Source organism: Arthrobacter sp. UYEF36 (assembly GCF_040547025.1).
Taxonomy (GTDB): domain Bacteria; phylum Actinomycetota; class Actinomycetes; order Actinomycetales; family Micrococcaceae; genus Arthrobacter.
This window is the reverse complement of the sequence record NZ_JBEPOX010000003.1, coordinates 278,571-301,030: the sequence shown is the minus strand read 5'-3', so window position 1 is coordinate 301,030 and position 22,460 is coordinate 278,571. Positions and strand designations below refer to the sequence as shown.

At 67.0% G+C, this 22,460-nt stretch carries 23 protein-coding genes; 8 read left to right on the top strand and 15 right to left on the bottom strand.

Going from position 1 to position 22,460, the window contains the following annotated elements; all coding sequences use genetic code 11:
- Positions 1 to 181 precede the first annotated feature (181 nt).
- Positions 182 to 463, top strand: a complete 282-nt coding sequence (locus ABIB29_RS07830; protein ID WP_354171571.1) for a hypothetical protein — start codon at positions 182 to 184, stop codon at positions 461 to 463.
- Positions 464 to 714: 251 nt separating this feature from the next.
- On the opposite strand, the gene mmuM is transcribed toward ABIB29_RS07830, so the two are convergent.
- On the bottom strand, positions 715 to 1,683 hold the full coding sequence (mmuM, locus tag ABIB29_RS07825; RefSeq protein WP_354171569.1) for a homocysteine S-methyltransferase: 969 nt from the start codon (positions 1,681 to 1,683) through the stop codon (positions 715 to 717).
- Between the two features lie 257 nt (positions 1,684 to 1,940).
- Here mmuM and ABIB29_RS07820 point away from each other — a divergent pair, with 257 nt between their 5' ends.
- Together ABIB29_RS07820 and ABIB29_RS07815 are read left to right on the top strand one after the other, a co-directional pair.
- Positions 1,941 to 2,147: a hypervirulence associated TUDOR domain-containing protein gene (locus tag ABIB29_RS07820; protein WP_354171568.1), complete on the top strand. Its 207-nt coding sequence runs from the start codon at positions 1,941 to 1,943 to the stop codon at positions 2,145 to 2,147.
- Between the two features lie 4 nt (positions 2,148 to 2,151).
- Positions 2,152 to 3,351, top strand: coding sequence for an NAD(P)/FAD-dependent oxidoreductase (locus ABIB29_RS07815; protein WP_354171566.1), 1,200 nt, complete (start codon positions 2,152 to 2,154; stop codon positions 3,349 to 3,351).
- 159 nt (positions 3,352 to 3,510) lie between these two features.
- Here ABIB29_RS07815 and ABIB29_RS07810 read toward each other — a convergent pair whose 3' ends face one another.
- Both ABIB29_RS07810 and ABIB29_RS07805 read right to left on the bottom strand, forming a co-directional pair.
- Positions 3,511 to 3,852: a YciI family protein gene (locus ABIB29_RS07810; protein WP_354171564.1), complete on the bottom strand. Its 342-nt coding sequence runs from the start codon at positions 3,850 to 3,852 to the stop codon at positions 3,511 to 3,513.
- A 221-nt stretch (positions 3,853 to 4,073) separates the two neighbouring features.
- Positions 4,074 to 4,412, bottom strand: a complete 339-nt coding sequence (locus tag ABIB29_RS07805; RefSeq protein WP_354171563.1) for a dihydrofolate reductase family protein — start codon at positions 4,410 to 4,412, stop codon at positions 4,074 to 4,076.
- Between the two features lie 101 nt (positions 4,413 to 4,513).
- On the opposite strand from ABIB29_RS07805, the gene ABIB29_RS07800 reads away from it, so the two are divergent.
- Positions 4,514 to 4,966, top strand: a complete 453-nt coding sequence (locus ABIB29_RS07800) for a hypothetical protein (RefSeq protein WP_354171561.1) — start codon at positions 4,514 to 4,516, stop codon at positions 4,964 to 4,966.
- Positions 4,967 to 5,034: 68 nt separating this feature from the next.
- Here the strand turns inward: ABIB29_RS07800 and ABIB29_RS07795 are convergent, their stop codons facing one another.
- The 3 genes from ABIB29_RS07795 to ABIB29_RS07785 form a co-directional block, all read right to left on the bottom strand.
- The gene (locus ABIB29_RS07795; RefSeq protein ID WP_354171559.1) at positions 5,035 to 5,415 is read right to left on the bottom strand and encodes a DUF7793 family protein; all 381 of its coding nucleotides are present in this window, start codon (positions 5,413 to 5,415) and stop codon (positions 5,035 to 5,037) included.
- 70 nt (positions 5,416 to 5,485) lie between these two features.
- Positions 5,486 to 6,181, bottom strand: coding sequence for an HD domain-containing protein (locus ABIB29_RS07790; RefSeq protein ID WP_354171558.1), 696 nt, complete (start codon positions 6,179 to 6,181; stop codon positions 5,486 to 5,488).
- Between the two features lie 111 nt (positions 6,182 to 6,292).
- A complete protein-coding gene (locus ABIB29_RS07785; protein WP_354171556.1) occupies positions 6,293 to 7,336 on the bottom strand; it encodes an NAD(P)-dependent alcohol dehydrogenase in 1,044 nt (347 codons plus the stop codon).
- Between the two features lie 191 nt (positions 7,337 to 7,527).
- Between ABIB29_RS07785 and ABIB29_RS07780 the strand changes: the two genes are divergently transcribed.
- Complete coding sequence (locus ABIB29_RS07780; protein WP_354171554.1) at positions 7,528 to 8,475, top strand: helix-turn-helix transcriptional regulator; 948 nt, start codon at positions 7,528 to 7,530, stop codon at positions 8,473 to 8,475.
- Here the strand turns inward: ABIB29_RS07780 and ABIB29_RS07775 are convergent.
- From ABIB29_RS07775 to ABIB29_RS07765, 3 genes are read right to left on the bottom strand one after another with little or no spacing between them, the layout of a single operon-like run.
- Entirely contained in the window at positions 8,441 to 10,210 is a 1,770-nt protein-coding gene (locus ABIB29_RS07775; protein WP_354171552.1) for an ATP-binding protein, read from the bottom strand. The two genes, ABIB29_RS07780 and ABIB29_RS07775, sit on opposite strands and share 35 nt — an antisense overlap.
- On the bottom strand, positions 10,210 to 11,871 hold the full coding sequence (locus tag ABIB29_RS07770; RefSeq protein WP_354171551.1) for a 5-oxoprolinase subunit B/C family protein: 1,662 nt from the start codon (positions 11,869 to 11,871) through the stop codon (positions 10,210 to 10,212). Before ABIB29_RS07770 ends, ABIB29_RS07775 begins: the two co-directional genes overlap by 1 nt.
- A 33-nt stretch (positions 11,872 to 11,904) precedes the next feature.
- Positions 11,905 to 12,669 carry a LamB/YcsF family protein gene (locus ABIB29_RS07765; protein ID WP_354171549.1) on the bottom strand — a complete coding sequence of 255 codons (765 nt, stop codon included), beginning with the start codon at positions 12,667 to 12,669 and terminating at the stop codon, positions 11,905 to 11,907.
- Positions 12,670 to 12,998: 329 nt separating this feature from the next.
- On the opposite strand from ABIB29_RS07765, the gene ABIB29_RS07760 reads away from it, so the two are divergent.
- Entirely contained in the window at positions 12,999 to 14,216 is a 1,218-nt protein-coding gene (locus ABIB29_RS07760) for an NRAMP family divalent metal transporter (RefSeq protein ID WP_354171548.1), read from the top strand.
- Between the two features lie 8 nt (positions 14,217 to 14,224).
- Positions 14,225 to 15,049, top strand: a complete 825-nt coding sequence (locus ABIB29_RS07755; protein ID WP_354171594.1) for a putative hydro-lyase — start codon at positions 14,225 to 14,227, stop codon at positions 15,047 to 15,049.
- Here the strand turns inward: ABIB29_RS07755 and ABIB29_RS07750 are convergent.
- Entirely contained in the window at positions 15,032 to 15,733 is a 702-nt protein-coding gene (locus ABIB29_RS07750) for a GntR family transcriptional regulator (RefSeq protein WP_354171546.1), read from the bottom strand. The genes ABIB29_RS07755 and ABIB29_RS07750 overlap by 18 nt on opposite strands.
- 130 nt (positions 15,734 to 15,863) lie before the next feature.
- Between ABIB29_RS07750 and ABIB29_RS07745 the strand changes: the two genes are divergently transcribed.
- Complete coding sequence (locus tag ABIB29_RS07745; protein ID WP_354171545.1) at positions 15,864 to 16,595, top strand: aldo/keto reductase; 732 nt, start codon at positions 15,864 to 15,866, stop codon at positions 16,593 to 16,595.
- Between the two features lie 42 nt (positions 16,596 to 16,637).
- Here the strand turns inward: ABIB29_RS07745 and ABIB29_RS07740 are convergent, their stop codons facing one another.
- Genes ABIB29_RS07740 through ABIB29_RS07720 form a run of 5 tightly spaced genes read right to left on the bottom strand, consistent with a single transcriptional unit; the run spans position 16,638 to position 22,402 of the window.
- A complete protein-coding gene (locus tag ABIB29_RS07740) occupies positions 16,638 to 17,696 on the bottom strand; it encodes a LacI family DNA-binding transcriptional regulator (RefSeq protein ID WP_354171543.1) in 1,059 nt (352 codons plus the stop codon).
- 25 nt (positions 17,697 to 17,721) lie between these two features.
- Entirely contained in the window at positions 17,722 to 19,197 is a 1,476-nt protein-coding gene (locus ABIB29_RS07735; RefSeq protein WP_354171542.1) for a glycoside hydrolase family 1 protein, read from the bottom strand.
- Positions 19,194 to 20,120, bottom strand: coding sequence for a carbohydrate ABC transporter permease (locus tag ABIB29_RS07730; protein WP_354171540.1), 927 nt, complete (start codon positions 20,118 to 20,120; stop codon positions 19,194 to 19,196). Before ABIB29_RS07730 ends, ABIB29_RS07735 begins: the two co-directional genes overlap by 4 nt.
- A complete protein-coding gene (locus tag ABIB29_RS07725) occupies positions 20,117 to 21,106 on the bottom strand; it encodes a carbohydrate ABC transporter permease (protein WP_354171538.1) in 990 nt (329 codons plus the stop codon). The genes ABIB29_RS07730 and ABIB29_RS07725 overlap by 4 nt, the downstream gene beginning before the upstream one ends.
- Positions 21,107 to 21,109: 3 nt before the next feature.
- A complete protein-coding gene (locus tag ABIB29_RS07720) occupies positions 21,110 to 22,402 on the bottom strand; it encodes an ABC transporter substrate-binding protein (protein WP_354171537.1) in 1,293 nt (430 codons plus the stop codon).
- Positions 22,403 to 22,460 lie beyond the last annotated feature (58 nt).

Genomic DNA, 22,460 nt, shown 5'->3' with positions numbered 1-22,460 from the left:
CGCACCCCCGGGCCACGGATCTGCCCCACGCGCGGGGCTCCCCGGGGTTTTGCGCCCCCCCCACAGGGGGGGTTATGAATCACCACCCCCCCCCCCCCCCCCCCCCCCCCGGGGGGGGGGCCCCCCGGACTCGGTCTGTTACTAAACGCACGATGCCGATGGCCCATGAAAGGTTTTCCCGATGACAGATCCTGAACTCCCGGTATTGCGTGAACAGGCTGCCCGCGGTGACCGCGATGCAATCGATGAACTGATCGAACGTGCTGCCGAGCGGGGGGATTTCAATGAACTGCGTCGGCTCGCGGATGGCGGTAGCCGGGATGCCGTGGACCAGCTCGTGGAACTCGCCGCCGAGAAGGGTGACATGGAGGAGCTTCAGCGCCTCGCCGCCGCGGGCAGCCAGGACGCGGCCGATGTTCTGGCCGAGCTCAGCGACGAAACCGTCCCGGACGACGACGAGTAGCGGCTGCGCGTGTTGCGGCAACTAAGCCCTCAATTTGTGACCCGCGGGCGTCAGCGACGCCAGCTCTACGGAGTCGCCGTTGACACGCGGAGCAACCCGTAGCGTTCCAGAATCAGTCGTGAATATTCCGTTCAATCGCTGTGGATGAGCCTTTTGCCCAGCGTCAACGCAGCCCGGGCCCGCGCCGCGGTCAGGGCGCGGCAGAGGGGCCCGATGAACGAAGCCGGCATTTGCCGCACCTGTGGCTTCGATCAGCGATTTTCTGACAACCTGGCCACGGCGGCAATATCCCGCGGGGTCGTTCGACAGCACCCGCCAACGAGCCGGGCACCAAGTTCATGCCAGATGGGCGTTCCCGCCGAAAGGCTTACAGGCTCGTTGCAATCCGGGCCCGCAGGGCTGTCCCCGTCCGCGGCCGGCCCCCACGTTTTGGTGACTGCGTCATAGCTTTCGCCCGAATTCGGATATGCGATCAGGGGCGTATCGGTGGCTTTGCCCAGGGCCTCCAGTGCCGGGGAGACCAGCTCCAGCGGCACACAGTTCACGCCGATCGCCGCAGCAAGCGGCTGGTCCCTACACAGCTTTGCCACCTGGGCCAGGGGCGTACCGTCACTGATGTGCCCGCCGTCCCGCAGGGTGAAGGAGAGCCAGGCTTCGACGTCGAACTCTTTCATGAGTGCCAACAGGGCCTCGGCCTCCGGCAGTGAAGGCAACGTCTCACAGGCCAGAAAGTCCGCTCCGGCGTCCACCAGCGCCGCGATGCGGGGCCGATGGAACTCCAAAAACTCGTTTCGGCTGAGGAGGTAGTCGCCGCGGTATTCCGATCCGTCCGCGAGGTACGCGCCGTAGGGTCCGACCGACCCTGCAACCAGCAGGGGGCCCGCATCCGGGTTTTCGACGAGGTACTCGCGGCGCGCCTCATCGGCCAGGCGCACACTCAACGCCACCCGCTCCAAGGCCTCGTCCTCGCCGAGGCCGCGCCGCGCAAATCCCAGGGTCGTGGCCTGATAGCTCGCCGTGATGGCGACCGCTGCTCCGGCGCGGAAGTAATCGAGGTGTACGCGCTTGACCAGGTCCGGCTGTTCCAGCAGGACTTTTGCCGACCACAACGGGTCTTCCAGATCGCAGCCGTGCGCTTCGAGCTCGGTGGCAAGTGCGCCGTCCACGGTCAGGTTCGCTCCGGCATCGAGGATGCGGGACAGCTTGGTGTTACGGGGCATCGTTTCGGACTCCAAACGGTTCGGTTCGTTCTTGCCTGCCGGGCGGCCGCGGCGCCTCCTGGCCGGCAATGCAAGGTAGCACAACGTGCGGTGAGGAGAGGACAGCCGTCGTGTTGCTGCCGGGAGCCGGGCTGACGTAACAGGATCCCGGCAGCCAGCCCCGGACCATACCCAACAAAGCTCATCATGCTTACTATTGAGGTTCCGGTTGCTGGTCACCCATACGCTGCTGGAACCGACCGATCCGAGGAGCGCCGATGTCGCTGAGTAAGGGAACACCCGTGGAATGGAACACGCCCCAAGGCCCCACGCGCGGCAAGGTCGTGCAGAAGAAGGTCAGCGACTTCGAGCTCGACGGACAAACGCACCGGGCCAGTGAGGACGAGCCGCAGTATGTCGTGGAGTCCGACAAAACCGGCGCCCGGGCTTCGCACAAAGCCTCTGCCCTGACTGTGAAGAAGTAACGCCATGGCCCAACAGCACCACGAAGTCCTCATTGTCGGCGGGGGTAACGCCGGCGTTTCCCTCGCGGCACGCCTCCATCGCTACGGGGTGAAGGATGTGGCCGTGGTGGAACCCGGGGACCAGCACTACTACCAGCCCCTGTTCTCCCACGTCGCCGGCGGAAGGGCGAAGGCCTCCGAAGCCACCCGGCCACAGCGCTCCGTCATGCCGCGGGGCGTGGAATGGATCCGGGACAGCGTGGTGGACATCGACCCGGCAGGCAATACGGTGACCCTGGCCTCCGGCGGCCAGCTGGGGTTTGGCCACCTGGTGGTCTGCCCCGGCCTGCAGCTGGACTGGGACAAGATCCCGGGCCTGGCCGAGGCCGTCCATTCCCCGTCGGGTGCGTCCCACTATGAATTCAGCCTGGCAGCCAAGGCCTGGACGCTGCTTAGCGGACTCAAGGCCGGGACCGCCGCTTTCACCATGCCCGCAGGCCCCATCAAGTGCGGCGGCGCCTCACAGAAACCGATGTACCTGGCCTGCGATTACTGGCGGGAGCAGGGTGTGCTCCAGGACATCCGGGTAGTCATGGTGCAGCCATACCCCACCGTGTTCGGAGTACCCGGAGTGGACGACGAGCTGAATCGCAAGATCGCCGAGTACGGCATTGAACTGCGACTCAACAGCGAACTGGTTTCGGTGGACGCTGCAGCACAGAGCGCGCTGGTCCGGGACAATGCAACCGGCTCCACCGAACAGCTGCGCTACGACGTGCTCAATGCAGTCCCGCCGCAGTCGGCCCCGGACTGGCTTAAGGCCACGGAGCTGCCCGCCCCGGGCGACTCCGGCGGATTTGTGGAAGTGGATCCGCAGACCCTCCGGCACGTCCGTTTTCCAAACATCTGGTCTTTGGGGGATGCCGCGGCGACCACCAACTCCAAGTCCGGCGGTGCGTTGCGAAAGCAGACGAAGGTCTTGGCCAAGAACCTGGTCGCGGCCCGGAAGGGCAAACCCCTGACGGAGAAGTACGACGGATATTCGGTGTGCCCCTTCACGGCTTCCCGCTCCACGGTTGTTTTCGCTGAGTTCGATGACCAGTACCGGCCCATGCCCTCTGTCCCGAAGGTGCCAACGTGGAAAGAAAGCCGCGCATCGTGGGTTGTGGACCGCGATGTCTTCCCCCAGGTCTACTGGAATCTGATCCTTAAAGGCCGCGCCTAGCCTTGAATAGCCACCCGGCGCCGGTCGGCCTCGCAGCGGGCAAGTCGTTATGCCCGCCGTCGCCCTCCCAGCTACCGGCCAAGCGTCCGCACCCGATGTACCGGCATTTCACGCACCAACGCCCGTTGGCGGAAGTGACGCTGGCTGCGGTTGCCCTCGTCAGCTGGCCGGGTCGTACTGGAACTGCCGGACCTCTTGCGGGCAGCGGCAGGCGACGGCGATCTTCGCGGCCCATTCGAGTGCCGCCTCCCGCGAGGGCAGCTCGAGCACGGTGTAGCCGCCGTTGGGCACCTTGTGGCCTGGGTACGTTCCCGCGGTGACGGTGCCGTCACCGGCCACGAGCACGGGGTCTACGTCCTCATCGATCCCGCCGCCGAAGACGTACACACCCGCCGCCTTGGCCTCGTCGATGACGGCATGCGCGGCTTCGACCACCGCTTCAAAGTCCTCCTTGGGGAACACCATCGCCTCACCGGGGAACGAGATCAGGTACTTCGTCATTCGAAGGACTCCTTTGCTCCGGCGGCGCCGTCCGTCGAATCTTCTCTGCGGCACCCCTTTGGTGCCCAGCCCTATTATGGCTCCGGCGCGCGACATATGAAGTACAGGGCGGTCAAGACTTCCCCGAATCCATATCGATGAAGGTCGTCAATAGTCCTGACGCTCCGTTGCTGCGGGACTATCCCCGGCCCAATGCCGCGCCTAGCAGTGAGGTCTGACTGCTAGGGCAGATCTGAGACGCCCGTGTATGTCGCGTAGGTGGCGAGTCCAGCTTGTTCGAAGACCTGGAGGGTGAGTGCGCCAGGGGTGGTCTGGCTGCTGACGAGGCGCAGTCCCACGGACGGGCCGCCGTCGGGGAAGAGGCGGCGACCGAGACCGACGATGACGCGCGCAATCACGGCCCGGAACTCATCGATCAGCCCTGCGGCCAGCAGGGATTGGACGAGCCGAGCGCTTCCGTGGATCTGGAGTTCCCGTCCGGGTTGTTTGAGCTCAGCGACCTGGGCTGCGACGTCGGCAGAGAGGATCGCGGTCGGATTCCATGTCCATGTAGGGGACAAGCCATCCACCCCGGGTAAACCCGTCGAGTGCCCTTCGAAGGCGGCAGGGCCAGAGCTGACGCAGCCACACGCTCAGGCCCGGCACATGGAAGTATTCACTTATGACTAGCGAAAATGATGCTGCCAACCTTCCGGCGCCAATGGACTCCCACGGCACAGACGCCTCGACCGAAGCCGGCCGTGGTTGGGACCACATCGGGGCCATCATTGTCGATGCCACGTTGCAGCGACGGCAGAATTACCACGAGACCGTCAAGCCGCGCGTTGACGCTTTGATTGCGGCATGGCCGGACGCCGCAACGACCAGTGGGTTCCGCCAGCATCTTGAGACGGGGAAGCTTTCGGACGTTATCAGCTGGCCGTCGCCGGGCCGTCTGGCCCAGGTCGAGGACATCACACGCGTGTTCGAGCGCCAGGGCATCGAGACGGTCATGGAACTCCGGGCCACGCTCGGCGACCCGGCCAGGAGAACAGTCCTTCGGGAGGCCCTTGGGGCCGTGCGGCATGTCAGTCCGAAAACGCTGGATTACATCGACACCCTGAGCGGAGTCTGAGCCGCCAGGCGCCCGGGGAAGTTCACCGGCGTCGGAAGCCCACCCGGGCCAAACCAAACAGGAAGAACCTAGGCCCGGCCTTTGACGACGTCCGCCAGCCAGGTCATGGCCGCGTTCCTTGAGGTGAAGAACTCGTGCGGGTACAGGGTGTGCCGGCTCATGGCGGCGGCGACAACACGGTCCACGGAACTGGACCCGAGGACTGCAATGGCCAGGACGCCTGTGGTTTGTGCGAATTCGTACCTGGCCGCGGCGCTGATCTCCACGTCGGTCATTTCGGAGAGCATCGGCATCGGAGTGCCGCCGCTGATGCGTGCCACGGCCAGCATGGCGTCCTTGGCGTCGTCGACGTCAACAATCGAGCCGGGGCGCCAGACGGATTCAATGATCCCCGCGCGCACGCTCAGGGAATTCTTCCCTTCGGCGGCGACAGCTTCTACAGGCATCATTGGCTTCATTCTAGGCCTGAGCTGGGACGATACCCTGCAGCGTGACCCCGGTGCGCCCCGGCAGCCGTCCTTATCCCGCGCCGCCCGCGCCGGGCAGCGCCTGCCGCTGCGGCCACAGCGTCACCGACTCCAGCGCGGACAGCGCCCGGGCCATGGCCCGGGCCTCCGCGGTGAACAGATGCCCGTGGACCCGCTGGCTGCACAGCCGCAGCGCCTGCCCGCGGTCCAGGCCGAACCAGTCCATCACCGTGTCGATGCCGTGCGGGCTGAGCCGCCAGGTCTTGTCCGCGTCCTTGACGATCGCATCCTCGATCGAGATCGCCTCCCGGCGGGAATCGTGGCCGTCGATGATGTCCAGGATGGTGGGCACCTTCCCGGCGTCGTACCCGGCCTCGGCGAGGATCCCGGCGGCGAGCCGGGCGCCTTCCTTCTCGTGCAGCAGCACCAGGTCCGGCCTGCCGCCGCCGGGCGCAATCGCCTGCAGGACCTCCGCGGGCGGCACCTGGGACCAGCCGATGTCGTGCAGCATGATCGCGGGGAGGACGACGGCGGCATCCGCCTCGGGGTGCGACTCGAGAAGCGCCCGGGCCAGCCCTAAGGCGTAGAGCGTGTGGGCGTCGTTGTCGCGGACCAACAGACACGGCGCCGCAAGGGTCCAGATGGCGGCCAGTTCCGGGTCCAGGGCGATGACGCCGTCGGGCTCCACTTCGATCCCCGCCGAGACGTCCAGGCCGGAATGGTTGGCTTTGGGCTGCAGTTTGGTCATCCTGCCAGCGTGCCCGCCGAACCGGCCGCGGGCAAGCACCACCTTCCGCCCAGCGGAACCGGGAGGGGCCCGGCCGGTTGAACCGGCCGGGCCCCTCGTCCAGGGCTGGGATTAGCTCAGCGTGGAGGTGTCAATCACGAAGCGGTACCGCACGTCGGAGGCGAGCACGCGCTCGTAGGCGTCGTTGATCTTGTCGGCCGGGATGACCTCGATCTCGGCGCCAAGCTTGTGCTCGGCACAGAAGTCGAGCATTTCCTGGGTCTCCCGGATGCCGCCGATCATGGATCCGGCGAACGACCGGCGGCCCGTGATCAGGGCGAACGCGTTCACGGGCAGCGGTTCCGCCGGGGCGCCCACGTTCACCATGGCGCCGTCGAGGCTCAGCAACTGCAGGTAGGAGCTGATGTCGATCTTCGCGCTGACGGTGTTGATTATCAGGTCGAAAGAGCCTGCCAGATCCGTGAAGGTGTTTTCGTCGCTGGTGGCGAAGTAGTGGTCCGCGCCCAGCTTCAGACCGTCCTCCTGCTTCTTCAGCGACTGTGACAGCACGGTCACCTCGGCGCCCATCGCGTGGGCGAGCTTGACGGCCATGTGTCCGAGTCCGCCCAGTCCCACGACTGCCACCTTCTTGCCGGGTCCCGCACCCCAGTGGCGCAGCGGCGAGTAGGTGGTGACGCCGGCGCAGAGCAGCGGCGCGGCCACGTCGAGCTCGATGCCCTCCGGAATCCGTACGACGAAGTCCTCGGTCACCACCACATGGGTGGAGTAGCCGCCCTGGGTGATCGTGCCGTCGCGGTCGACGGCGCCGTACGTGCCCGTGTTCCCGGCGAGGCAGTACTGTTCCTCGCCCTTTTGGCAGTTGACGCACTCACGGCAGGAATTCACCATGCAGCCGACGCCGACCCGGTCGCCGACGGCGTGCTTGGTGACGGCCGAACCGACCTCGGTGACGATGCCGGCAATTTCGTGGCCCGGCGCCAGCGGGAACTGCTGCGGGCCCCAGTCACCGCGGACGGTGTGGATGTCGGAGTGGCAGATGCCGGCGAACTTGATGTCAATCAGGACGTCGTGCGGTCCAACGTCCCGGCGCTCGATGGTGGTCGGCGCGAGGGGTTCGGTCGCCGAAGGGGCGGCGTAAGCGTTAACGGTAAGCATGGATCTCCTGCTTGTGGAAGGTTTTGGGGGGTCCCCCGGCGTCCCGCACCGGATAGGTGCGGCATTTCGGCCCGGACGTCATCGGGGGCACTCTCTATCAAACACCACTGAGCTGCCGGTGAGGGAGGCCCTGCTGTGAGGGGTACTGGCAGGGACTCCCTTACGGCGCCGCACCCTCTAACGTTGAAGGTATGGACAACCAGAGCGAGACCCGGGACTTCCTGGCCACCCGGCGGGCGAAAATCACCCCGGAACAGGCGGGTCTGCCCGTCTCCGGCGGCAACCGCCGGGTCCCCGGACTGCGCCGCGGCGAGGTTGCCCTCCTGGCCGGGGTCAGTGTCGAGTATTACACCCGGCTGGAACGCGGAAACCTCTCGGGCGTCTCCGAAGGGATCCTGGAAGCCCTGGCGCGGGCTCTGCAGCTGGATGAGGCCGAGCAGGCGCACCTGTTCGACCTGGCCCGGACCGCCAGCACCAGCCGCAAACCGCTGCGCCGCCGCCCCGCCACCCAGCCGGTCCGTGCGAGCGTGCAACTCATGCTCGACGCGATCAGCAACGCCCCGGCGTTCGTGCGCAACGGGCGCCTGGACATCCTCGCTGCCAACCAGCTCGGTTACGCGTTGTACTCCGAGATGTACGCCAGCCCCGTCCGGCCGGCCAACCACGCCCGGTTCATCTTCCTGGACAGCCGCGCCTACGCGTTTTACCCGGACTGGGACCGGGCCGCGAATGACACGGTGGCGATCCTGCGGACCGAGGCCGGCCGTGACCCCTACGACCGCGGCCTGACCGACCTGGTGGGGGAACTCTCCACGCGCAGTGAGGAGTTCCGCACCCGGTGGGCGGCCCACAACGTGCGCCTGCACCACTCCGGGATCAAGCACCTCCGCCACCCCGTAGTCGGCGACCTCCACCTCCTGTACGAGTCCCTGGATCTGTCCGCCGACGCCGGGCTGTCGCTGCTGGTCTATACCGCCGAGCCCGGTTCTCCCACCGGGGACGCGCTGCGGCTGCTGGCCAGCTGGGCCGCGACCCAACAGTCGAAGACACAGACCGAGCCGCAGCCGGCTCCGGCGCAGCCGCAACAAACGCAGCAGTCTGCGACTACCCGATCAGGGCCAGCACCGCACCAGCCGTAACGACGCCTCCGGCCTCCGCACGGAGGCCGGTCAGAGTGCCGGCGCGGTGGGCTACGACCTGGGTTTCCATCTTCATCGCTTCCAGCACGACGACGGGCTCCCCCGCCGAAACATCGGTGCCCGGTCCGACTAGCCACTTCACTACGGTCCCGGCCATGCCGGCGCGCAGCTCCCCCGGGTCGGCGGCGGCAGCGCCGCCTCCGGACGCTCCGCCCACGGACGCTCCGCCCACGGACACTCCCCCGGGCACTGGTCCGCCGGAGCGGGCCCAGCCGTCCAACAAGTCCGCCGGCAGTCCGACCGCCATCCGGCGGCCGTCCACCTCGACAGTTATGGTGCGGCGTTCGCCGTCAGGCGCGGTGGTGCTGTAGCCAGGGTCGGCAGAAATAGTGTCCGCGAAGTCGGTCTCGATCCAGCGTGTGTGGATGCCGAGGCCGGATTCGGAGGTGAAGTCCTGGGCCTCAACCACAGCGCGGTGGAACGGCAGTACGGTGGCGACGCCGGTGATGCTGATTTCGGCGAGGGCGCGGCGGGCGCGGCGCAGTGCCTGCTGCCGGTCGGCGCCGGTGACGATCAGTTTCGCCAGCAGCGAGTCGAACTGCGGCGGGACGAAGGAGCCGGAGCGGACCCCGGTGTCGAGCCTGATGCCGGGGCCGGTGGGGCCGTGGAACTCCTCGACGGTTCCGGGCGAGGGCAGGAAGCCGCGTCCCACGTCCTCGGCGTTGAGCCGGAACTCGAAGGCGTGCCCGCGCGGCGCCGGGTCCGAGGTGATGCGCAGCGCTTCGCCGGCGGCGATGCGGAACTGTTCCTGCACGAGGTCGATCCCGGTGGTCTCCTCGGTGATGGGGTGCTCGACCTGCAGGCGGGTGTTGACCTCGAGGAACGCCACGGTGCCGTCGGCGGCGACCAGGAACTCCACCGTGCCGGCGCCGGAGTAGCCGGCCTCGCGGCAGACGGCCTTGGCGGCGTCGTAGATCTGGCCGGTCTGTTCGTCGCTGAGGAACGGCGCGGGCGCCTCCTCCACCAGCTTTTGGTGCCGGCGCTGGAGCGAGCAGTCGCGGGTTCCGACGACGATCACGTTGCCGTGCGCGTCCGCCAGGACCTGCGCCTCGACGTGCCGCGGCCGGTCAAGGTAGCGCTCTACGAAGCATTCACCCCGGCCAAAGGCGACGACGGCTTCCCTGACAGCGGAGTCGAAGGCTTCCTCGACCTCATCAAGGGCACGGACCACCTTCATGCCGCGGCCGCCGCCGCCGAAGGCAGCCTTGATCGCGATCGGCAGGCCGTACTGTTCGGCGAAGGCGCGGGCCTCAGCGGCCGATTCCACGGGGCCGTCGCTGCCGGCAACCAGCGGGGCACCGGCGCGGACGGCGGTCTCGCGGGCCGTGATCTTGTTGCCGAGCAGCCGGATAGCGTCCGGGGTGGGTCCGATCCAGGTGAGACCGGCGTCGAGGACCGCCTGGGCGAACTCGGCGTTCTCGGACAGGAAGCCGTAGCCGGGGTGAAGGGCGTCGGCGCCGGATTCGGCCGCCGCGGCGAGCAGCTTGGGGATGTTGAGGTAGGTGTCCACCGGCGAGTTGCCACCCAGGGCGTAGGCCTCGTCCGCGGCGGTGACGTGCAAAGCGTCGGCGTCGATGTCTGCGTAGACGGCGACGGAGGCAAGCTGCGCGTCGTCGCAGGCCCGGGCAATCCGGACGGCGATTTCACCGCGGTTGGCGATCAGGACCTTGCGCATCAGTTACTCAATTCTTTGTCGGTGGCAACGGGTTCGGGGGTGGGGTTCTCGGTGAGGGAGCTTTCAGCCCAGCGGAAGCGGATCTTGCCGCCAATCGGCACCTGCGCGGCCCGGTCCAGCTGGGAGTCGACCACCACGGCGATCACCGGGTAGCCGCCGGTGATCGGGTGGTCGGCCAGGAAGAGCACGGGGAGTCCTTCCGGCGGGACCTGCAGGGCGCCGGCGACGGTGCCTTCGCTGGCGAGTTCGCCCTGGCGGGTGCGCTGGAGCGGGGTGCCCTGCAGGCGCATGCCCACCCGGTTGGATTGCGGTTTCACGTCCCAGTCCTGGCCGCAGAAGGACGCCAGCGCAGCCGCGTCGAACCAGTCGGCACGGGGGCCGGGGACGACGTCGAGCACGGTGACACCGTTGCCCGGGAAGTCCGGCTGCAGTTCCGGGTCCCCGACGACGCCGGATTCGGCGTCCCCGCCGGCAGCAAGGAGCTGGCCGGCAGCCAGGGGCGCCGGGCCGATGCCGGACATCGTGTCGGTGGATCGGCTGCCGAGCACCGGGAGGCAGTCCACGCCGCCCCGGACCGCTAGGTAGCTGCGGAAACCGCTCTCCGGGGCACCAATGGTCAAGGTTTCGCCGTCGAGCAGGGCAAAGGGGGTAGCCATCGGGACAGTGCGCCAAAAGGGCCCGGCGTCGTCAGAATCGACGTCGGACGGCGAATCGATGGTCAGCTCCGCGGGCGCCCCGGTGACGGCGAGGACCTGGTCGCGGACGGCCTCCACGGTGAGCCCGCCGGCGACGGTCTCCACCGCGGCGGCCGACGGCGCGTTCCCGACCAGGCGGTTGGCCCGGCGCAGCGAGGCCCGGTCCAGCGCGCCGGCGGCGGAGACGCCCAGGCCGGAGTGCCCGTACCGGCCGAGGTCCTGGATCAGGCTCTGCAGCCCCGGCGCGACGATCCGCAGGCCGGACGTCACCTCCGGGGCGGCTGCCTGGGCGGGGTGTTCGGGCGCCAGTGCCACGACCTCGCGGACCGCGCGGAACTGGACCTGGTGACCGGGCGCGGCCAGGGCGGGCTGCTCCCGGTCCAGGTCCCACATCCTGGCGCCGGTGCGGCCGATCAGCTGCCAGCCGCCGGGCGAGCGGCGCGGGTACACGGCCGAATAGTTCCCGGCCAGCGCCACTGAACCGGCCGGGACGGCGGTGCGTGGGGATCTGCGGCGCGGCACTTCAAGCATCTGGTTCTTCCCCACCATGTAGCCGAAGCCGGGGGCGAAGCCTGCGAAGGCCACGGTCCAGATCTGTCCGGTGTGGGCAGCGATCACACCGTCGACTCCGAGGCCGGTCAGCTCCCCCACCTCGGAGAGGTCCTCGCCGTCGTACACCGTGTCGATGACCACCAGCTCGCCGTCCCGCTGCACCGGGGCGTTGAGGTCCAGCCGGAGCAGCCGGGCGGCGATCCGCCGGGCCGCCACCGGAGAATCCGCGGTGACCAGCACGGTCTCGGCGGCCGCGAGGACATCCAACTGGCCCGGCAACGGGTTCTCAAGGAGAAGTGCCTGCAGCGCCAGCACGCCCTGCGTTCCGGAGAGCTCGGCCAGTACCGCGCGGGTGCCCATTGCCCGCACGGAGCGGACTTTTTGTACTGCCAGGGTTTCCATAGCTGCCTTCATCGTTGCCGGTGCCTTGATCTGGATCCGCGCCGCTTAGGCGTGGGCGAATGAGGCCGTGCCGATGCCGGCGGCGGTCAAGGCCTCGCGGACAGCGGCGGCCATGGTGACGGCTCCCGGGGAGTCGCCATGCACGCATATGCTCTCTGCGCGGATCTTCAGGATGGAGCCGTCAATAGTGCGGACGGCGGAATCGGAGGCCATCCGGAGGACATGTTCAGTGACTTCCGCATGGTCGTGCAGGACGGCTCCGGGCAACGTGCGGGACACGAGGGTGCCGTCCGGGTTATAGGCCCGGTCCGCGAAGGCTTCGGTCACGGCCCGGAGGCCGGCAGCCTCGGCCAGGCGGAGCACCTCGGAGCCCGGCAGGCCCAGGATAGGCAGGTTCGGGTCGACGGACCTTACAGCGTCGACGACGGCTTTCGCCTGCGCGGTGTGCGCCACGATCGCGTTGTACAGTCCGCCGTGCGGCTTGACGTACGTGACCTTGCCGCCTTCCGCGGCGGCCAGGGCCTGCAGCGCACCGATCTGGTAAACGACGTCGTCCGCAAGTTCGATCGGGTCGATGTCCAAAAAGCGGCGGCCGAAACCTGCGAGGTCGCGGTAGCCGACATGGGCGCCGATCACGACGCCGGCGGCTACCGCTTCGCGGCAGGTCTTCCGGATCACGCTGGGGTCCCCGGCGTGGAATCCGCAGGCCACATTCGCGCTGGAAACCGAACGGAACATCGCCGTGTCGTCTCCCAGGCTCCAGCGTCCATAGGACTCCCCGACGTCGCTGTTCAGGTCGATGGTTGCCATTTGTGATCCTCGTCTCATTGGTGGCTCTACATCTAGGATGCACCAATTCCTCAGATTGTTCAACAATTCATCAATTCCACGAAGCGGGGACGTGTAAATTCTCAGGTATGACGAACACCGAATCAGGGGCCCCTGGCATTACCGGCCCGGGACCCGCCGGGGGCGGGCAGTGGACCGGCGGGGCGGGCGCGGGCCTGGCGTCTGTGGCCCCGCCCGGCTTCCCGGCCCTCCCCATTGTTGAACAATCCCTTGCGGAGATTGTTCAACAACCTGTAGAGTGACTGAAGACACTCGCTGTGACGCAAGTCACCCAACCGTTGGGATCCCCCATGGAAAGCTCTACCGTCAAGGCCGCGCTCAAGCCGGCCGCCCGGCGTTCCGCCCTGCTGGGCGCCATGTTCCTCATGGCCACCAGCGCCATCGGCCCGGGATTCATCACCCAGACCACAGCCTTCACCGTGCAGCTAGGCGCCGCCTTCGCGTTCGCGATCCTGGTCTCCATCCTTGTCGACATCGCCGTGCAGGCCAACGTCTGGCGGATCATCGGCGTCTCCGGCCTGCGGGCCCAGGAGCTCGGCAACAAGGTTCTCCCCGGCGTTGGCTGGTTCCTCGCCGCGCTCGTCTTCCTGGGTGGCATCGTCTTCAACATCGGCAACATCGCCGGAACCGGGCTCGGCACCAACGCCATGATGGGCGTGGATCCCAAAATCGGCGGGGCAGTCTCCGCTGTCGCGGCCATCCTGATCTTCCTTAGCAAGAGGGCGGGGGTGGCCCTTGACCGGATCGTGGTGATCCTCGGTGCCCTGATGATTCTGATGACACTGTATGTGGCGGTGGTTTCCGCCCCGCCGCTGGGCGAGGCCCTCAAGAACACCGTGATGCCCGAGAAGGTCGACTTCCTGGTCATCACAACCCTCATCGGCGGAACGATCGGCGGTTACATCACGTACGCGGGTGCCCACCGCATGCTGGACACCGGAGTCACCGGCGTTGAAAACGTCAAACAAATCACGCAGAGCTCGATCGTGGGGATCCTGGTCACCTGCGTCATGCGCATCCTGCTGTTCCTGGCCATCTTCGGTGTCGTCGCCGGCGGCGTAGCCCTGACCGGCGACAACCTTGCCGCCTCCGCATTCCAGGCCGCAGCAGGAGATATCGGTATGCGCGTCTTCGGTGTCATCTTGTGGGCAGCCTCCATCACCTCCGTGATCGGTGCGGCGTACACGTCGGTCTCCTTCGTGACGAAGTCCAGCACCAAAGACCGCACCCGGAACCTGATTACTGTCGGCTTCATCAGTTTTTGCAGCGTGGCCTACCTGCTGATCGGCCAGGCCCCGCAGCAGCTCCTCATCTTCGCCGGTGCCTTTAACGGCCTCATCCTCCCGGTCGGTTTCGGAGTGCTCCTGTGGGTGGCCTGGCGCCGCCGGGACCTCCTGAACGGCTACGTCTACCCCAAGGGCCTTCTCGTCATTGGCGTTGTGGCCTGGCTGCTGACCCTGTTCCTCGGCTATAGCTCGCTGACCAGCCTGGCCAGGCTGTGGGCCTAGAACCAATGATGCCACCGCTGGTGAACGCGCCCTCCCCCATCGCCCACCCCGAACACCCGGCAGGCCTGCTCCCGGCCGAGGCCCGGGCCCTGTTCCGCACCGGTCTGGTGACGCCCACCTCCGGCTGGAGCAGCGGCTACGCACAGGCCAACCTGATCATCGTGCCCAAGGCGCAGGCCTTTGACGTTCTGCTGTTCGCGCAGCGCAACCCCAAGCCCTGCCCTGTCCTGGGCGTGCTGGACGCCGGTGCGACCTCGGGTCCGCTGCTGGCCGGAGGCGATATCCGCACCGATGTGCCCAAGTACGTGGTGTACCGCGACGGCCTGAAAGTCGACGAACCAACCGACATCACGGACCACTGGCGCGATGACCTCGTGACATTCATTGTGGGCTGCAGCTTCACCTTCGAATCAGCCCTCCAGGACAACGGCATCCGGGTGGCCCATATCGACCAGGGAGTGAACGTGCCCATGTACCGCACGTCCGTCCGCTGCGAGCCGGCCGGACAAATGGCGGGCCCCCTGGTGGTCTCCATGCGCCCCATTCCGGCCTCCCAGGTGGCCGACGCCGTCCGCATCACGTCCCGCTATCCCGCCGTGCACGGCGCCCCGGTCCATGTGGGCAACCCCGCCGAGCTGGGCATCGCTGACCTGGGCCGGCCGGACTTCGGCGACCCGGTCCGCATCCCGGACGGCCATGTGCCGGTCTTCTGGGCGTGCGGGGTGACACCGCAGGCGGCCGTCATGGAGTCAAAGCCCGCACTGGCCATTGGCCATGCCCCGGGACACATGCTCATTACGGACGCACGTGACACCTCATACCAGGTCCCCTAGCTGCTGGGCTCCGATATGCGCAAGGAGTTCGTGCTCGGCTGAGTCCAGGTACCGGCGCAACTCTGCCGCGGCCTCCTCCCGGTGGCCGGCGCGGAGCTGCGCGACCAGGGCGGCGTTGAGTTCCACGTAGTGGCTGTGGAAGTCCGCCGTGGTTGCCATGGCGTGGAAAACCAGCCGCATCTGGGCGAGGACTTTGTCCATGAGTTCAGCCAGTGACGCACTCCCGGAGAGCGCCACCAGCGCCTTGTGCAGGTCCTGGTTGGCATCGGCCATATCCGGGACAGACCCGGCCGCGAGGGCGGCGCGGGCCCGGTCGATGATGGTGTCCAACGCACCGAGGTTTTCTGCCCGGTATTCCCCCCACAGAACGGCTGCCGGCTCGATCAGCCGGCGGACCCGGTAAATTTCCCGGACATCCTCGGCCTGGGGCGCGGAGACAAAAACGCCACGATTGGGAATACGCTGCACCACGGACTCACCGGCAAGGACGGTAAACGCCTCCCTCAGCGTATTCCGTGAGACCCCCAGGGCCTCGGAGAGTTTCTGCTCGGAGAGTTTCGTGCCAGGGGCGAGCTGGCCTGCCGAGATCCGCGAACGCAGCACAGCGGCCACCCACGATCCGGTATGGGCGTGGGTGGCCTGGGTCTCATTCGAGATCCCTTCAAGCGCGGCATTCATCGGCATGGATCCCAATCTACCGAAGAAGCGCGAGCTCCCGGCGCCGCTCCCGCCGTGGCCGTCCCGGCGGGCCTGAGGGAGCCCCTGCCAGTACACCTTTCGTCAGGGACTCCCACACGCACCCGAAAGGACGTTGATGATCGGCGTGCTCCGTGCTGCCGTCGACCTCGGTGTCACCTTCTTCGACACGGCCGAGGTGTACGGTCCGTTCGTCAACGAGGAACTCGTCGGCGAGGCACTGGCCCCGGTCCGGGACAGCGTCGTGATCGCAACCAAGTTCGGCTGGCGGATCGAGGGGGGCAAATCCGTCGGGCTCGACAGCTCCCCGCAACGGATCAAACAAGTCGCCGACGAGTCGCTGTGCCGGCTGGGCGTGGATACCCTCGATCTGTTCTACCAGCACCGCGTTGACCCGGACGTACCGGTTGAGGACGTCGCTGGTGCCGTCGGCGAACTCGTCCAGGCCGGCAAGGTCCGCGACTTCGGCCTGTCCGAAGCCTCGGCAGCAACCATCCGCGCCGCCCATGCCGTTTTCCCGGTGACAGCGGTCCAGAGTGAATACTCCCTGTGGACCAGGGATCCGGAACCGGAGGTGCTGCCGACGCTCGCTGAACTGGGTATCGGGTTTGTGCCCTTCAGTCCGCTCGGCAAGGGCTTCCTCACCGGAACTGTCGGCACGTCAACGCGATTTGCCGACGGTGACGTCCGGAAGGCGACCCCGCGCTTCGCTGCCGAAAACCGTCTCGCTAACCAGGCGCTGGTCGCCCTGTCTGCTGACGAAGTCGCAGACCTGGATGCGGTGGCCCGCCGGATCGGAGTTCAGGGGAACCGCTACAACGACCACCACATGGGCCTCGTCGGTCGATGAGAGCGGGGTCCCCAGGGGACTGTGCGGACCGGGATCTGCGGCCTATCCGCCCTGCGGCCCGCTGCTGGCCCGCACGACCAGCCGGGCCGGGTAGATGACCGGATCCCGCAATGCCCCCGGGTTTTCGATGTCCTCGAGAAGCAGTCGGCCTGCCCGGGCGGCCATTTCCACCGTTGGCTGGTTGATGGTGGTCAACGGCAGTTCGCCCGGAGCCGTGAGGTGGTCATCGAAGCCGACGACGGCGACGTCCCCGGGCACCGAGAGTCCTGCGGCTTTCAGGGCAGTGATGGCACCGCGGGCCATGAGATCGGATGCGGCGAAGATGCCATTGATGCCGCTGTCCTCAGCCAGGAGCCGCACGGCAGCTTCGGTGCCCCCGGCGGGGGTGAAATCCCCGTGGGCGACCGGACCTGCCGGCAGGCCAGCCTCCCTGAGGCCTGCCAGCCACCCGTCGAGGCGGTCCTCGGCTGCCGTCATGTCGAGCGGACCGGTAATTGTTCCGAGCCGCGTCCGTCCGGCAGCTGCAAGGTGGAGCGCGGCCAGCCGGCCCCCTTCGAAGCTGTCCACATCAACGTAGTGGATACCGAGCCCGGTGTCCCAGGGCCTTCCGATGAAGACGGTGGGCAACCCCGAGGCGGCGAGCTCTTCGGTCCAGCCGTCCGCTTTGTGGTGTGAGACCACAATGGCACCGTCGACGTGGCCTCCGCGCAGGTAGCGCACCGTCCGGGACGGATCGCCGCCGGCCCGGGACATCAGCAGGACCAGCTGCATTTCGGTCTCGCGCAGCGCCTCCGTCACCCCGGTGATGACGGCGGCGAAGAAGGGGTCCATCATCACGCGGGCGTCGGGTTCGTTGATGACCAGAGCGATTGACGAGGTCCGGCGGGTGACGAGGCTGCGCGCGGCCCGGTTCGGGGTATAGCCAAGGGAGATCACCGCGGCGTCGACCGCAGCCTGGGCTTCCGGGCTGACCCGGGAACCGCCGTTGATGGCCCGCGAGGCGGTGGAGCGGGACACTCCAGCCGCCGTCGCGAGGTCTTCAAGGGTGGGGCTAGGTCTGGCCGGTGCGGCCCGGAGACCCCGGTGGATCTGTTCGTTCATCACTTTGAGAATACGACATCCCCGCTCATCCCACGTGCGCGACCGTCTGGCTGGACGGCAAAGCGTTCGACGCCGCCACCTTCGCGTACCAGAGGCCGCTCGCCTTGGGTATGCGTTCCAGGGTCTCGTAATCAACCCGGACCAGCCCGAAGCGCTGGTGGTAGCCGTAGGCCCACTCGAAATTGTCCAGCAGCGACCAGGCGAGGTAGCCGCGGACGTCCGCACCGGCGTTGATCGCGTCCCGCACCGCGCGGAGGTGAACGTCGAAGAAGGCAAGCCGGTCCTGGTCGTCGACGAAGCCGTCGGCGTCCGGAGTGTCCGGGTAAGCGGCCCCGTTTTCCGTCATGTAGATCGGGATGCCTGCGGGACCCGTGTACTCGCGCTGGAGCCTTGTCAGCAACCTGTAGAGGCCTTCGGGCTGGACCTCCCAGCCCATGCCGGTCACCGGGAGCCCGCGCGGCACCGAGTGCACCCCCTCTGCGGAAACAAAAGGCGTTGCCTCCGGCCTGCCGGCCGAAGCCGGTGCGGCCTGCGCTGTTGTCGTCACGGTCTCCACCTGTCCCCGGTCTTCGGCAGGTGCCGCCGCCTTGGTGAGGGCCTCACCCTGGTAGTAATTGACGCCGAGCAGGTCCATCGGCGCCGAAATGACAGCCAGGTCACCGTCCTTCACCACAGCGTCGAATCCGAGCCCGGCGACGTCGGCCAGCACGTCCGCGGGGTACTCGCCGCGGAAGAGCGGGTCGAGGAAAATGCGGTTGTGCATCCCGTCAATCCGACGGGCCGCGTCTCGGTCGTCCGCCGAGTCGGGGTCGGCCGGATCGGCGACGGTGAGGTTCAGGGTGATGCCGAGTTTCACCTCCGGGTCGAGCCGGCGCAGTTCCGCAGCGGCGAGTCCGTGCCCGAGCAGGAGATGGTGGGCAGCCGCGAGGGCTGCCGCAGGTTCCTGCCGGCCCGGCGCGTGGACGCCCGCGGCGTAGCCGAGGAACGCTGAGCACCACGGCTCATTGAGCGTGGTCCAGATACGGACCCGGTCGCCGAGGGCCTCATGCATAACGGCTGCGTAGGCCGCGAAGAGTTCGGCCGTTTCGCGGTTGGCCCAGCCGCCCTCATCCTCCAGCGCCTGCGGCAGGTCCCAGTGGTACAGCGTCAGCCAGGGAGTGATGCCCGCGGCGAGGAGCTCGTCCACGAGACGGGAGTAGAAGGCGATCCCCTCGGGGTTGGGCGTCCTGCCGTCGGGCATGCAGCGCGCCCACGACGTCGAGAAGCGGTACGCCTTGAGGTTCAGCGACTTCATCAGCTCGACGTCCTGGCCCGAGCGGTGGTAGTGGTCGCAGGCCACGTCACCATTGTGGGAATCTGCGACGGCGCCCGGGACCCGGGCGAAGGTGTCCCAGATCGAGTCCTTCCGCCCGCCGGTGTGGGCAGCTCCCTCGATCTGGTAGGCGGCGGTGGCCGCGCCCCACAGAAAACCCTCGGGGAATGTAATCGGGGTGGTGCTCATCCTTTGACTGCTCCTTGCATAATTCCTGAAACGAGTTGGCGCCCTGCCGCCATGAAGAGCAGCAACAGCGGGATGGTGGCCAGCACGGCGCCGGCCAACACTACCGAGTAGTCCACAAAGTGTGCGGCCTGCAGCAGCTGCAGCGCTACCGGGAGGGTCGGATTTGAGGGGTCCAGCACAATGAAGGGCCAGAAGAAGTTGGTCCAGGTGGCCACAAAAGTGAACAGCGCCAGCATGGCCGCGGCCGGCCGCGCCGCTGGGAATCCCACGTACCAGAAGGCCTGGATCATGGAGGCGCCGTCCATCCGGACAGCCTCGATGAGTTCATCAGGGAGTGCGTCGCGAAGGTACTGCGTCATCCAGAACACGCCGAAGGCTGTGACAATTCCGGGGATGATGACGGCCCAGAGGGTTCCGGTCCAGCCCAGCTTAGCCATCACAATGAACAGTGGCACCACACCGAGCTGCGTGGGCACCGCCATGGTGGCGATCACGAAGACGAGCAGTCCTTTGCTCCCGCGGAACCGCAGTTTCGCGAAGGCGAATCCCGCAAGGGTTGAGAAAATCACCACCGAGGCGGACGTGACCGTGGAGACCAGGATGCTGTTGCCCATAGCCTTCCAGAAAGGAATGCTGTCGAAGACTTTCGCGGCGTTCGCCAGGAAGTTCCCGCCCGGAAGGAGCGGGATCCCCCGGCTCAGCGCGGTGCTGTCGTGGCTGCCCACCAGGAAGGACCAATACAGCGGGAACAGGGACGCCAGCAGGACGGCGCCCAGGGAACCGTACGTCAACAGCCCGGGACGGCGGATGTCTCCCGCGCCGCCCCGGTTCCGGGGCCTGCCCCCGCGAGGGTTCGGCCGGTTGGCGGCCGCCTTGGCGGCCCCTTTGCCTGCGGTCTGTCGGATCATGGGGATGGAGCTCATTTGCGGCCTCCCTGGTTGGCGATGCGCCGGGTGAGAAGGAAGTTCACCAGGGCGATCAGCACAATCATCAGGAACAGCAGCCACGCCACCGCGGATGCCCTGCCGAAGTTGCGCTGGCCCCAGCCGAGCTCCCAGATGTACATGGTCAGCGTCTGCCACTGCCGGTCAGCGCCGCCGAGTCCGGACTGGTCGAACACCCGCGGCTCGTCGAAGATCTGCAGCCCGCCGATGGTGGACGTGATGGCCACGAAAATCACGGTGGGCCGGAGCATCGGAACCGTTACGGACAGGAACTGGCGGACACGGCCGGCTCCGTCGATGGTGGCGGCCTCGAAGACATCGCGCGGGATCGCCTGCATCGCAGCCAGGAAGATCAGTGCGTTGTAGCCGATCCAGCGGAAGTTCACCATGGTGGCGATTGCCAGGTGGCTGGCGAGCTGGTCGGAATGCCAGCGGACCGGGTCAAGGCCGAGGAGGCCCAGGAGCTCATTGACGAGACCGAACTGGTCCGCGAACAGGTTGTTGAAGATCAGTCCAACCGCCACGGGCGCCACAACGAAGGGCACCAGCACTCCCATCCGCCAGAACGTCTTGGCCCGCAGGTTGGCGTCCAGCACCGCTGCAATCAGCAGCGCCAGCACCACCTGCGGCACGGAGGAGAGCAGGAAGATGCTCAACGTGTTGCTTACGGCGTTCCAGAAGTACGGCTGCCCGAGGACAAAGCCGAAGTTCTCCATGCCGATGAACTTGCCCTGCCCGCCGATCAGGTTCCAGTTGTGCAGGGATACCCAGCCTGTGTAGAGCAGCGGAAACAGTCCCGTGAGCGCAAACAGCAGGAAGAAAGGCGAGATGTAGAGGTAGGGCGAAAACTTGACGTCCCACCTCGACAGCTGCTGCGAAAACGCGAGCCGCCGGACGCTCCTGTTGCTGGGTTTTTCCTCGTCAGATAATTGGCCTTGGGGCCTGACCCGGTCCGTTACCGACATGACTTAGAGGGACTTCACAGCCGTGAGGAACTTCGCCCAGGAGGAATCGGCGTCGTCCGACTTGTCCACGTCCACGCGGGTGAGGGCCTGCTGCATGGCGTCGTTGATGGCAAAGAATTGCGGTCCCTTGAACGGGGAGTCGCCGACGGCCTTGGCGCGCTCGGCGAAGATCTTGCCGGTGGGGGCGTTGTTGAAGAACGCATTGGTCTGGCCCAGCAGGGCGTCGCTGGTCAGCGCCTCAACCTGGCTCGGGAACGTGCCCTTGGCAGTGAAGGCCTTGACCTGCTGCTCAGGGGCGGTCAGCCATGCGGCGAGCTTCTTGGCCTCGGCCTGGTTCTTGCCCTGCGCCGGGACGGTCAGGTACGAACCTCCCCAGTTTCCGCCGCCGCCCGGGAAGACGTTGGCGACGTCCCAGCCCGTGACGCCGGCGGCGTTGCCCTCGATCACACCAAGCATCCAGCCCGGGCAAAGGGTCGTGGCGAACTTCTGGGACTGGAAACCGGCCACCCAGTCGCTGCTCCACTGGCCCAGGTGCGCCGAGAGGTTGTCCTTCGTCGAGGCGTCGAGGACCTTCGTGTAGACGTCCTTGACCTCAGGGTTCTCGGCGGCGATCACAGTGCCGTCTTCGTTTTCGTATGCCTTCTCCATCTGGTTGCTCATGCCCTGGTAGATGGCTCCGGCGGAATCGAACCATGCCGGGCCGGTCCCCGCGGCGACAAACTTCCGGCCGGCGTCGAAGTAGCTGTCCCAGGTGGTGCCGAGCATCTTGGCGACAGACTCGCGGTCCGCAGGCATCCCGGCCGCTTCAAGCAGTGCCGAGTTGTAGCAGACAGCCTCGGGTCCGGAGTCGGTACCGTAGCCGATGAGCTGCCCGTCCTGGGTAGTGGCTGCCTCCGTCTTCCACTCCAGCCAGCGGCCCTCCACGGCAGGATCCTTCAGATCCACGAACTGATCGGGGTACTGCTTAAGTTCGGAAAGCCAGTCGACCTCGATTGCCTCGACGTCCGAGAGGCCTGATCCCGCGGCCATGCGCGTGGTCAGGTTGTCGCGCGCCTCGTTCGTGGTGGCGGCCTTCTTGTGCTGGATCTTCACGTTGGGGTTGAGGGTCTCGTATTCCTTGAGCAAGTCCTCGTAGCCGAACTCGTTGAAGGTCGCGAGGCTCAGGGTCACCTGTTCCTTGCCGGTTTCGCCTGAGGCGCCGGTGGTTTTAGGGGCATCTGCTCCACAGGCGCTTAGGGCAAGGGTGAGGCAGGCAGCTGACGCCGACAGGGCGGCAAGCTTGCGGGGGAATTTCACGCGGGGACTCCTTTGTCAGGGTGTGGGGAAGGGTGCAGGGCTGGCAGCCCCGGGCCGT